This window comes from Sphaerisporangium rhizosphaerae (assembly GCF_042665155.1).
In the GTDB taxonomy this organism is placed as follows: Bacteria; Actinomycetota; Actinomycetes; order Streptosporangiales; family Streptosporangiaceae; genus Sphaerisporangium; species Sphaerisporangium rhizosphaerae.
In genome coordinates this window covers 37,656-48,081 of record NZ_JBHTCG010000050.1, presented here as the reverse complement: position 1 = coordinate 48,081, position 10,426 = coordinate 37,656, and the positions used below count along the sequence as shown (strand labels likewise).

The window sequence follows — 10,426 nt, the reverse complement described above, 5'->3', positions numbered from 1 at the left end:
ACGGAAGACGGGAAAATGCATAATCATGCACTGGCTTTTAACACACTGTTGAGTTCTCAAGAAACGGACGCGTACACCACCGGAAACCAGACCCACCAAGGACCCGACCCCCGACTGGGGCGTTCATCTCGTGTTCTTAAACTTTACCAGTTTCCGGCGATCTCCGTCAAATCAACCGATCTGCCGTAATCGTTCGGAACTGCTAAAATCTCGGTCACCCCGTCGCCAGGGCAACCCGTCTAACTTACGTCATCACCCACGCCAAGTCCAATCGAGTCAAATAGCGGCTCGAGTCGATCTCGTGCGGGCGACACGCCAGAACCGGACCCTCCGTCGAGGACGGAGTTTCCGAGATCGTGTCGTTCGGGATGCCCCGGGAGTCAGGCGCCTCTGCGGCGGCCCGCCGTTTCCCTGGGGTGGAACAGAACATTAAGCGGCTCTGGAGGGTCCGTCAAATCGATTACGGGGCCGATCGCCCAGCTCATCCCGTGATCCGGGAAACTCTCACGCATCCGCTACAAGACTGTTACCTACGACAGCGGCCCCCGGTACGCGCGGCGCGCGTACCGGGGGCCGGGGGGCCTGAGAGGGGAAACCGTGGAAAGCCGCAGGTCACGGACCCACGGGCCGAAGCGGACGGGCGGCTCAGCCGACCGCGACCTCGAGGTCAGCCGGCCGCCACCTCGACGCCGCCCACAGAACGCTTGCCACGGCGGAGCACCAGGAAGCGCCCGTGCAACAGGTCATCGGCGGTGGGCACGTACGCCTCGTCGGTGACCCGCACGTTGTTGAGGTAGGCCCCGCCTTCCTTGACCGAGCGCCGCGCGGCCGACTTGCTCTCGACCAGCCCACTGTCGGCCAGCAGGTCGACGTAGGCGGCCCCGAGCGCGGGGACGGTGACCCGTGGCACCTCGGCGAGCGCGGAGGCGAGCGTGCGTTCCGGCAGCTCCTCCAGGGACCCCTGGCCGAACAGCGCGCCCGACGCGGCGATGACCGCGCGGCACTCGTCGGCGCCGTGTAGCAGGGTGGTGAACTCCTCCGCCAGCGCCCGCTGCGCCTCGCGCGCCGCGGGACGCTCCGAGGCGCTCTTCTCCAGCGCCTCGATCTCGTCCCTGGAGCGGAAGCTGAAGATCTTCAGGAACTTCACCACGTCGCGGTCGTCGGAGTTGAGCCAGAACTGGTAGAAGGCGTAGGGCGAGGTCAGCTCGGGGTCGAGCCAGACCGCTCCGCCGGCCGTCTTGCCGAACTTGGTGCCGTCGGCCTTGGTGATGAGCGGCACGGTCAGCGCGTGCACGTGAGCGCCCTCGACCCGGCGGATGAGGTCGCAGCCGGCCGTGATGTTGCCCCACTGGTCGCTGCCGCCGATCTGCAGAGTGCAGCCGTGGCGGCGGTGCAGCTCCAGGTAGTCGTTGGCCTGGAGGATCTGGTAGCTGAACTCGGTGTAGCTCAGCCCCTCCCCCGCCAGTCTGGCCGAGACCGACTCGCGGGCGAGCATGCGGTTCACCGGGAAGTGCTTGCCCACGTCACGCAGGAAGTCGATCGCCGACAGGCCCGCCGTCCAGTCGAGGTTGCTGACCAGGATGGCGGCGGAGGGGTCTGCGAAGTCGATGAACTTCTCCACCTGGACGCGGATGCGCCGCACCCACTCGGCGACCACGTCGGTGGAGTTGAGCGAACGCTCCTCGCTCTTGCCGCTGGGGTCGCCGATGAGGCCGGTGGCGCCGCCGACCAGCCCGATGGCGTGGTGGCCGGCCCGCTGGATGCGCGTCAGCGTGAGCAGCGGGACGAGGTTGCCGACGTGCAGGGAGGGGGCGGTGGGGTCGAAGCCGCAATAGACCGTGATCGGACCTTCGCTCATCGCGCCCCGCAGGGCGTCGATGTCGGTGGACTGCGCGATCAGGCCGCGCCACGCAAGGTCATCGAGGATGTCGGTCACGATCCTGGCCTTCATGAGTCGTTCGCTGAATGGGATGAATGCCGGGCTCTCGCCCTGCGTACAGCCTGCCCGATCACCGCACCACTCCGCCACTCGGAAGACCAGGATGCGGGACGGCCCTGGCCGTCAGCTCGGCCGGGTCTTCGGCACGTGCTTGCGGTACGGCGAGACGGTCGGGTCGCCGTCGATCCAGAAGCGCCACGGCGTGTCCGCACCGGACGACACGCCGGTGCGCGGGCCGGAACGGACCGACGCCGGGTCGGCGGGGTCACCCTCCAGTACCTGTAAGCCGTCCGGGCGGGAGCCGGAGCAGCAGTCGGCGCCGTTGAGCTCGCGTCCGATGCCGAGCGCGACGGCCAGGCGGGCGGGGCCGCGGGCCAGGTCGCGTGCGGGAACGGGGCGGCCGGGGCTGGTGAGCGGCGCGGAGGTGCCGGGCCGGTGGCGGCGGGTGCGGGCCTCCTCCACCCCTCTCACCACCTCGCCCGCGCGCAGCAGCACCCCCGAGCCCATTCCCTCGGGCAGGCAGACGAAGTTGGCGCAGTAGTGCATGCCGTAGGTGAAGTACACGTACAGGTGGCCGGGCGGGCCGAACATGACGGCGTTGCGCGGCGTGCGTCCCCGGTAGGTGTGGGAGGCGGGGTCGGTCCCGGGTGGGCCGTAGGCTTCCACCTCGGTGAGGCGGACGGCCACCGGCCCGTGCACCAGGACGCGCCCGAGCAGGTCGGGGGCCACCTCCGGCGCGGGCCGGTCGAAGAAGGCGCGGTCCAGGACACGCCCGGCGACCTCGGATGACCGAGCGCCGGGCATCCGCCCGTCCACGCCGGCCGGTTCCCGGCCTAAGATCCGGTCGCCCACGCGGCCTGGCCGTCCACGATCTCGCGGAGCGCGGCGATCTGGTCGCGCACCCGGTCGGGCGCGGTGCCGCCGTGGGCCTTGCGCGAGGCGAGCGCGCCCTGCACGTTCAGCACCTCCAGCGGGCCCGGCACGTCGGCGCCGTCGGCCGCGGACGCGGTGAAGTGCGGGGAGATCTTGGCGAGGTCCTCCTCGGTGAGCCGCTCGAAGGTGGTGTCGTTGACCTGGCACCAGACCACCAGGTGGCCGACGGCCTCGTGGGCGTCGCGGAAGGCCACGCCCTTGCGCACCAGCAGCTCGGCGAGGTCGGTGGCCAGGGCGAAGCCGTCGGGCGCGGAGGATTCCAGCCGGGCGGTGTTGACGCGCATGGTGGAGACCAGGCCGGAGACCGCGGGCAGCACGAGCAGCAGGGTGTCGACGGCGTCGAAGACCGGCTCCTTGTCCTCCTGCAGGTCGCGGTTGTAGGTGAGCGGCAGGCCCTTGAGCGTGGTGAGCAGGGACATCAGGTTGCCGATGAGCCGGCCGGACTTGCCGCGGGCCAGCTCGGCGACGTCCGGGTTCTTCTTCTGCGGCATGATCGACGAGCCGGTGGAGTAGGCGTCGTCCATCTCGATCCAGTGGAACTCCTGGGAGGCCCAAAGGACGATCTCTTCGCCCAGGCGGGACAGGTGGACGCCGATCAGCGCCGCGCAGAACAGGAACTCCGCGGCGAAGTCGCGGTCGGCGACGGCGTCCATGGAGTTGGGCGCGGCCGAGTCGAAGCCGAGCTCCTGGGCCACCCTCTGCGGGTCCAGCGGGAGGGAAGACCCGGCGAGCGCGCCGGCGCCGAGCGGGGAGACGGCGGCGCGCCGGTCCCAGTCGCGCAGCCGGTCGACGTCGCGCGCGATCGCGTGGACGTGGGCCAGGAGCTGGTGACCGAAGGAGACCGGCTGTGCGTGCTGCATGTGGGTCATGCCGGGCGCGGCGGTGGCCGCGTGCTCCTCGGCCTGGCTGATCAGCGCGGTCTCCAGCTCGACCAGCCGCGAGACGATGTAGCGGACGTTGTCGCGCAGGTACAGGCGCAGGTCGGTGGCGATCTGGTCGTTGCGGCTGCGGCCGGCGCGCAGCTTGCCGCCGAGCGACCCCAGGTGCTCCAGAAGCCCGCGTTCGAGGGCGGTGTGGACGTCCTCATCGGCCACGGTGGGCCGGAACTCGCCCGACTTGCAGGCCCGCTCGAGGTCGTCCAGCGCCGCGATCATGCGCTCGAGCTCGTTCTCGCTCAGCAGCCCCGCGCGGTGCAGCACCCGGGCGTGCGCCCGCGACGCCATCAGGTCGTACGGCGCGAGCCGCCAATCGAACTGCACGCTCACGGAGAGCCGTGTCAGCGCGTCCGCAGGACCGCCTTCGAACCTGCCACCCCATAGCCGCATGGGCTTGCCACCCTCAGCCACCGTTCTCCTCTTCCCTAGATCGAAATGCTCAATCCGCGACCCTAGCCCAAAACGACGCTCATCAGCCGAGACGGCAGTCCCGCGCGGCGCGATCTTGTTTCGGGCGTCCATGTCGCCCGCGAGGCCCGGCATGGGCCGGGTCTGTGCCGGTCAGCCCGCCTCACGCGGGCTGACTACGTCGCTCGGTCAGCTTGAGCAGGGAGTCCGCGAGCAGGGTGCCGCCCGTCGGGTCGCGGCTGATCACCAGGATGGTGTCGTCGCCGGCGACGGTGCCGAGGATCGACTCCCAGTCGGCGTGGTCCAGTGCCGAGGCGAGGAACTGCGCGGCGCCGGGCGGCGTGCGCACGATCACCAGGTTGGCCGAGGCCTCGGCCGAGACCAGTAGTTCCTCGGCCACTCGTCGCAGGCGGGCCGCCGGGGTCTCGGTGCCGGAGCCCGTGCGGGTCAGCGGGATGCGCGCGCCGCCCTCGCCCGGCAGCGCGTACACGAGCGAGCCGTCGTCGGCCCGCAGCTTGAGCGCGCCCAGCTCGTCCAGGTCGCGCGACAGGGTGGCCTGGGTGACCTCGACGCCGCTCTCGGCCAGCAGCCGGGCCAGCTCGGGCTGGGAGCGGACCTGGTTGCGGTTCACCAGGTCGGCGATCTTGGCGAGCCTCCCCGCCTTGGTCAGGGGGATGGTCATCGCGTCACCAGCCACTGGAGCAGGGCCTTCTGGGCGTGCAGGCGGTTCTCGGCCTCGTCCCACACGGCGCTGTGCGGGCCGTCCAGCACCTCGGCGGTGATCTCCAGACCGCGGTAGGCGGGCAGGCAGTGGAGCACGACGGCGTCGGGGGCGGCCAGGGCCAGCAGCGCGGAGTTGATCTGGTAGGGCGTGAGCGCGGCGACCCGTTCGTCCTTTCCGTCCTGCCCCATCGACACCCAGGTGTCGGTGGTCAGGACATGGGCGCCGGCGGCGGCCGCGCCGGCGTCCGACAGCACGGTGACCGAGCCGCCCGTGGCGGCGGCGATCTCGGCGGCGCGGGCCAGGACGGCGGCGTGCGGCTGGTAGGCGGCCGGGGCGGCGATGCGGACGTGCATGCCGGCGGTGGCGCCGCCGAGCAGGTAGGAGTGGGCCATGTTGTTGGCGCCGTCGCCGAAGTAGGCGAGCGTGCGCCCGGCGAGGGCGCCCAGGCGCTCGCGCACGGTGAGCAGGTCGGCGAGCACCTGGCAGGGGTGGAACTCGTCGGTCAGCGCGTTGACGACGGGGACCGGGGACGCGGCGGCCATCTCCTCGACGCGTTCCTGCCCGAAGGTGCGCCAGACGATCGCGGCGACCAGGCGTGAGAGGACGCGAGCGGTGTCCCCGATCGGCTCGCCGCGGCCCATCTGGGACCCTGCGGCGTCGATGATCAGCGGGTTGCCGCCCATCTCGGCGATGCCGACCGCGAAGGAGACACGGGTGCGGGTGGAGTGCTTGTCGAACAGCACCGCGACGGTCTTCGGGCCCTCGAACGGGCGGTACCCGTAGCGGTCCTTCTTCATCGCCTCGGCCAGGTCGAGGACCTCGGCCTGCTCGGCCGGGCCGAGGTCGTCGTCGCGCAGGAAGTGCCGGACGGCTCCTGAGATCGGCCCGCTCATCCGGCCACCTCCGAAAGGATCGCGGGCAGGGCGCCGAGGAACGCGTCGACCTGCTCCTCGGTGATGACCAGGGGTGGCGCGAGCCGGATCGCGTCGGGTTGCACGGCGTTGACCAGGAACCCGGCCCGCTGGGCCGCGGCCTGGATCTGCGCGGCGTGGTCGCCGGTGAGCACGATGGCCCGCCACAGGCCGCGCCCGCGCACGCCGGACAGCAGCGGGTGGTCCAAGGACGCGATGCCTTCGGCGAGCCGGTCGCCGAGCTCGCGGACGTGGGCGAGCAGCCCGTCGCGCTCGATGGTGCCGAGCACGGCGAGGGCGGCGGCGGCCGACACCGGGTTGCCGCCGAAGGTCGAGCCGTGGTCGCCCTTGGCGAACAGCGTGCCGGCCTGGCCGAAGCCGACGCACGCGCCGATCGGCAGGCCCCCGCCGAGACCCTTGGCCAGGGTGAGCACGTCGGGGACGATGCCGTCGTGCTGGTGGGCGAACCAGTGGCCGGTGCGGCCGATCGCCGACTGGATCTCGTCCAGCACCAGCAGTGCGCCGGTGGCGTCGCAGATCTGCCGGGCGGCGGTGAAGTAGCCGTCGGGCGGGGGCACGACCCCGGCCTCGCCCTGCGTGGGCTCCAGGAAGACCGCGGCGCAGTCGCCGGTGACGGCCTGCTTGAGGGCATCGGCGTCACCGTAGGGGACGAAGCGGACGTCCAGCGGGAAGGGCCCGAACTGGTCGCGGATGGCGGCCTTGCCGGTCAGCGACAGCGCGCCGAGCGTGCGGCCGTGGAAGCCGTTCTCGGCGGCGACGTAGTATTTCCTGCCGGTGGCCCTGGCGTGCTTGACGGCCAGCTTGAGCGCGGCCTCGTTGGCCTCGGTGCCGGAGTTGGCCAGGAAGACGCGGCCGGGGACCTTCAGCAGGCCGAGCAGCCGTTCGGCGAGCAGCACCTCGGGCTCGTTGATGAACAGGTTGGAGCTGTGGGCGAGCGCGGCGGCCTGCTCGGAGACGGCGCGCACCAGGGCGGGATGGCCGTGGCCGAGGGAGCTGACGGCGATGCCGGCGATCAGGTCGAGGTAGCGCCTGCCGTCGGCGTCCCAGACGTGGCACCCCTCGCCGCGCACCAGCACGGCCGGGGGCACCCCGTAGTTGGGCATGAACGCGGCCTCGAAGCGCTCGGTGAGCGAGGCGGCGCCGGCGTCCAGCAGGTCGCCTCCGGCGTGGCCGGGCGTCGCGGATGGGCTGACCTGGCTCATGACTCCTCCTCCGGCACCACCATGGTCCCTATCCCCTCGTCCGTGAAGATCTCCAGCAGCACCGAGTGGGGCACCCGCCCGTCCAGGACGTGGGCCTGGGGCACGCCCGCGCTGACGGCGGTCAGGCAGGCCTCCATCTTCGGCACCATGCCGCTGGACAGGCCCGGCAGCAGCCCGGCCAGCTCGCCGGCCGTCAACCGGCTGATCACCTTGGCCCCGGCGCCGTCGCCCGAGGGCGGCCAGTCGGCGTACAGGCCCTCGACGTCGGTGAGGACGACGAACTTGCCCGCGTCCAGCGCGACGGCGAGCGCCGCGGCGGCGGTGTCGGCGTTGACGTTGTAGATCTCGCCGTCCTCGCCGCGGGCGATGGAGGAGACGACGGGGATGCGCCCGTCGTCGAGCAGGGCCTGGACGGCCCCGGGCTCCACCTTGACGATCTCACCGACCTGGCCGATGTCGACCTTCTCGCCGTTCACCTCGGCGTGCTTGCGTTCGGCGGTGAACAGGTGGGCGTCCTCGCCGGACATGCCGATGGCGAAGGGCCCGTGCCGGTTGATCAGGCCCACGACGTCGCGGTTGACCTGGCCGACCAGCACCATGCGCACGACCTGCATGGCCTCGGGCGTGGTGACCCGCAGCCCGGCGGTGAAGCCGGTCTCGATGCCGAGGCGGTCGAGGTGGGCGTTGATCTGCGGGCCGCCGCCGTGCACGACGACCGGCCGCAGGCCCGCGTGGAGCAGGAACACCATGTCGTCGGCGAATCCGCGGCGCAGCGTCTCGTCGGTCATGGCGTTGCCGCCGTACTTCACCACGACGGTCTGGCCGCGGAAGCGCTCCAGCCAGGGCAGGGCCTCGATGAGGACGGCGGCCTTGGCGTGCGGGCCGAGGGCGTCCCCCGCCGCGGACATGGCCGCGGCGGGCGGGGCGGTTCCGTTCCGCCCGGCGGCCGGCGTGTCGCCGCTCATGTGGAGTACGCCGAGTTCTCGTGGACGTACTCGGCGGTGAGGTCGGTGGTGTGGACGGTGGCCGAGTGCGGCCCCGCCGACAGGTCGATGGTGATGGTCACGTCCCTCGTGCGCAGGTCGACCTTGGCACGGTCGTCGCCCGCGGCGCCGCCCCGGCAGATCCAGATGCCGTTGATGGCGACGTTGAGCCGGTCGGGCTCGAACACGGCGTCGGTGGTGCCGACGGCGGACACGACGCGGCCCCAGTTGGGGTCCTCGCCGTGGATGGCGCACTTGAGCAGGTTGGACCTTGCCACCGCCCTGCCGACGGTCACCGCGTCGTCCTCGTGGGCGGCGCCGACGACCTCGATCGCGATGGCCTTGGTGGCCCCCTCGGCGTCGACCAGGAGTTGCCTGGCCAGGTCGGCGCACACCTCGGTGATCTTCTTCTCGAACTCGGCGGGGTCGGGGGTGACGCCCGATGCCCCGCTGGCGAGCAGCAGCACGGTGTCGTTGGTGGACATGCAGCCGTCGGTGTCGAGCCGGTCGAAGGTGACGCCGACGGCCTTGCGCAGCACCCGGTCGAGCTCGGCGGCCGGCACGTCGGCGTCGGTGGTGATGACGCTGAGCATCGTGGCCATGGCGGGGGCCAGCATGCCGGCTCCCTTGGCCATGCCGCCCACCATGTAGCCCTCGCCCCTGCGGAAGGCGATCTTGGTGACGGTGTCGGTGGTGCGGATGGCGTCGGCGGCGGCCAGGCCCCCGTCGCGGGACAGCTGGGCCGCCACCGCCTCGACCCCGGCCAGCAGCGGGTCCATGGGCAGGCGCTCGCCGATCAGGCCGGTGGAGCAGACGGCGACCTCGCCGGCCGAGTCGCCGATGACGCCGGCGACCTTCTCGGCGGTGGCGTGGGTGTCCTGGAAGCCGCCCGGGCCGGTGCAGGCGTTGGCGCCGCCGGAGTTGAGGACGACCGCCCGGACCCGGCCGCCGGTGAGGACCTGCTGGGTCCACAGCACGGGGGCGGCCTTGACGCGGTTGCGGGTGAAGACGCCGGCGGCGGCACGGGAGGGGCCGTCGTTGACGACCAGGGCCAGGTCGCGGGCGCCCTTGGCCTTCAGGCCCGCGGCGACGCCGGCGGCGCGGAAGCCGAGGGGCGCGGTGACGCTCATGACCGGCCCTCCCCCGCCTTGACCGAAGTGATCGGGGTGGTGTGACTGCGCTGGCTCACGGGGCTACTCCATTGAGGGGAAGGCCGAGTTCTTCTGCCAGGCCGAGGGCGAGGTTGGCGCTCTGGATCGCCCCGCCCGCGGTGCCCTTGGTCAGGTTGTCGATGGCGACGACGGCGACCACGCGGCCGGCCCGCTCGTCGAGGGTCACCTGAAGCGCGGCGGTGTTGGCGCCGACGGTCATGGCCGTGGCGGGCCAGACGCCCTCGGGCAGCAGGCGCAGGAAGGGCTCGTCCTTCACCGCCGCGGCGTAGGCCTCCCGCAGCGCGGCGGCGGTCAGGCCGGGAGCGGCGGGCGCGGTGCAGGTGGCGAGGATGCCGCGACTCATGGGGGCCAGCATGGGGGTGAAGGAGACCTTCACCGGGGTGCCCGCGACCTTGGAGAGGTTCTGCTCCATCTCGGGCGTGTGGCGGTGGGCGCCGCCCACGTTGTACGCGCCGACCGAGCCCATGACCTCGCTGCCGAGCAGGTGGGTCTTGAGTGAGCGACCGGCGCCGGAGGTGCCGCTGGCGGCGACGACCACGACGTCCGGCTCGGCGAGGCCGGCGGCGAAGGCGGGGAACAGGGCGAGGGTGGCCGAGGTCGGGTAGCACCCGGGGACGGCGACGCGTCGTGCCCCGCGCAGCAGGTCGCGCTGGCCGGGCAGCTCGGGCAGGCCGTACGGCCAGGTGCCAGCATGCTCGCCGCCGTAGAAACGGACCCACTCGGCCGGGTCGTCCAGCCGGAAGTCGGCGCCGCAGTCGACCACGAGGGTGTCCTCGCCGAGCTGGGCGGCGATGGCGGCGGACCGCCCGTGCGGCAGGGCCAGGAACACGACGTCGTGGCCCCGCAGCGTCTCGGCCGTCGTCTCGGCGAGGACCCGCCCGGCGAGGGCGGGCAGGTGCGGCTGATGGGCGCCCAGGGCGCCGCCCGCGCTCGAACCGGCGGTCAGCGCGCCGATCTCGAAGGCGGGGTGGGCCGAGAGCAGGCGCAGAAGCTCGCCCCCGGCGTAGCCGCTGGCTCCGGCGACCGCCGCTTTCATCGACTCACCTCGCATGACCATGCACTGGGCCTTATGACCTTTACAAAGAAAGATTATGCACCGCTCAGCATCTTCATGCAAACCAACATCACGTGAATGACCGTGTGAGCTGGCCCCCTGTTCTCCGTACCTACCGGTCGGTATCGTCACCTTCCACAACGG

Annotated in this window: 10 protein-coding genes; 1 reads left to right on the top strand and 9 read right to left on the bottom strand. The window is 71.9% G+C overall.

Features of this window, described 5'->3' with window-relative positions:
• On the top strand, positions 1 to 189 hold a 189-nt coding region (locus tag ACFQSB_RS38140; protein ID WP_380832060.1), incomplete at its 5' end, for a hypothetical protein.
• A gap of 478 nt (positions 190 to 667) precedes the next feature.
• Here the strand turns inward: ACFQSB_RS38140 and tyrS are convergent.
• The 9 genes from tyrS to argC form a co-directional block, all read right to left on the bottom strand.
• A complete protein-coding gene (tyrS, locus tag ACFQSB_RS38135; protein WP_380832065.1) occupies positions 668 to 1,936 on the bottom strand; it encodes a tyrosine--tRNA ligase in 1,269 nt (422 codons plus the stop codon).
• 126 nt (positions 1,937 to 2,062) lie between these two features.
• Positions 2,063 to 2,743 (bottom strand): DNA-3-methyladenine glycosylase, encoded by a 681-nt coding sequence (locus ACFQSB_RS38130; protein ID WP_380832059.1) that lies wholly within the window; start codon positions 2,741 to 2,743, stop codon positions 2,063 to 2,065.
• Between the two features lie 29 nt (positions 2,744 to 2,772).
• Positions 2,773 to 4,197, bottom strand: a complete 1,425-nt coding sequence (gene argH / locus ACFQSB_RS38125; protein ID WP_354847979.1) for an argininosuccinate lyase — start codon at positions 4,195 to 4,197, stop codon at positions 2,773 to 2,775.
• A 181-nt stretch (positions 4,198 to 4,378) separates the two neighbouring features.
• Positions 4,379 to 4,897 (bottom strand): arginine repressor, encoded by a 519-nt coding sequence (locus tag ACFQSB_RS38120; RefSeq protein ID WP_354847961.1) that lies wholly within the window; start codon positions 4,895 to 4,897, stop codon positions 4,379 to 4,381.
• A complete protein-coding gene (argF, locus tag ACFQSB_RS38115; RefSeq protein WP_380832056.1) occupies positions 4,894 to 5,832 on the bottom strand; it encodes an ornithine carbamoyltransferase in 939 nt (312 codons plus the stop codon). Before argF ends, ACFQSB_RS38120 begins: the two co-directional genes overlap by 4 nt.
• Complete coding sequence (locus ACFQSB_RS38110; protein WP_380832055.1) at positions 5,829 to 7,073, bottom strand: acetylornithine transaminase; 1,245 nt, start codon at positions 7,071 to 7,073, stop codon at positions 5,829 to 5,831. Before ACFQSB_RS38110 ends, argF begins: the two co-directional genes overlap by 4 nt.
• Entirely contained in the window at positions 7,070 to 7,981 is a 912-nt protein-coding gene (gene argB, locus ACFQSB_RS38105; protein ID WP_380832064.1) for an acetylglutamate kinase, read from the bottom strand. Before argB ends, ACFQSB_RS38110 begins: the two co-directional genes overlap by 4 nt.
• 53 nt (positions 7,982 to 8,034) lie before the next feature.
• The gene (gene argJ / locus ACFQSB_RS38100) at positions 8,035 to 9,186 is read right to left on the bottom strand and encodes a bifunctional glutamate N-acetyltransferase/amino-acid acetyltransferase ArgJ (RefSeq protein WP_380832053.1); all 1,152 of its coding nucleotides are present in this window, start codon (positions 9,184 to 9,186) and stop codon (positions 8,035 to 8,037) included.
• Positions 9,187 to 9,241: 55 nt separating this feature from the next.
• Complete coding sequence (argC, locus tag ACFQSB_RS38095; protein WP_380832051.1) at positions 9,242 to 10,264, bottom strand: N-acetyl-gamma-glutamyl-phosphate reductase; 1,023 nt, start codon at positions 10,262 to 10,264, stop codon at positions 9,242 to 9,244.
• Positions 10,265 to 10,426 lie beyond the last annotated feature (162 nt).

Excerpts from the sequence above, each read along its gene's own strand:
- ACFQSB_RS38130 (WP_380832059.1), bottom strand. The coding sequence starts at position 2,743 with ATGCCCGGCGCTCGGTCATCCGAGGTCGCCGGGCGTGTCCTGGACCGC.
- argH (WP_354847979.1), bottom strand. The coding sequence starts at position 4,197 with ATGCGGCTATGGGGTGGCAGGTTCGAAGGCGGTCCTGCGGACGCGCTG.
- ACFQSB_RS38120 (WP_354847961.1), bottom strand. The coding sequence starts at position 4,897 with ATGACCATCCCCCTGACCAAGGCGGGGAGGCTCGCCAAGATCGCCGAC.
- argF (WP_380832056.1), bottom strand. The coding sequence starts at position 5,832 with ATGAGCGGGCCGATCTCAGGAGCCGTCCGGCACTTCCTGCGCGACGAC.
- ACFQSB_RS38110 (WP_380832055.1), bottom strand. The coding sequence starts at position 7,073 with ATGAGCCAGGTCAGCCCATCCGCGACGCCCGGCCACGCCGGAGGCGAC.
- argB (WP_380832064.1), bottom strand. The coding sequence starts at position 7,981 with ATGTCCGCGGCGGGGGACGCCCTCGGCCCGCACGCCAAGGCCGCCGTC.
- argJ (WP_380832053.1), bottom strand. The coding sequence starts at position 9,186 with ATGAGCGTCACCGCGCCCCTCGGCTTCCGCGCCGCCGGCGTCGCCGCG.
- argC (WP_380832051.1), bottom strand. The coding sequence starts at position 10,264 with ATGAAAGCGGCGGTCGCCGGAGCCAGCGGCTACGCCGGGGGCGAGCTT.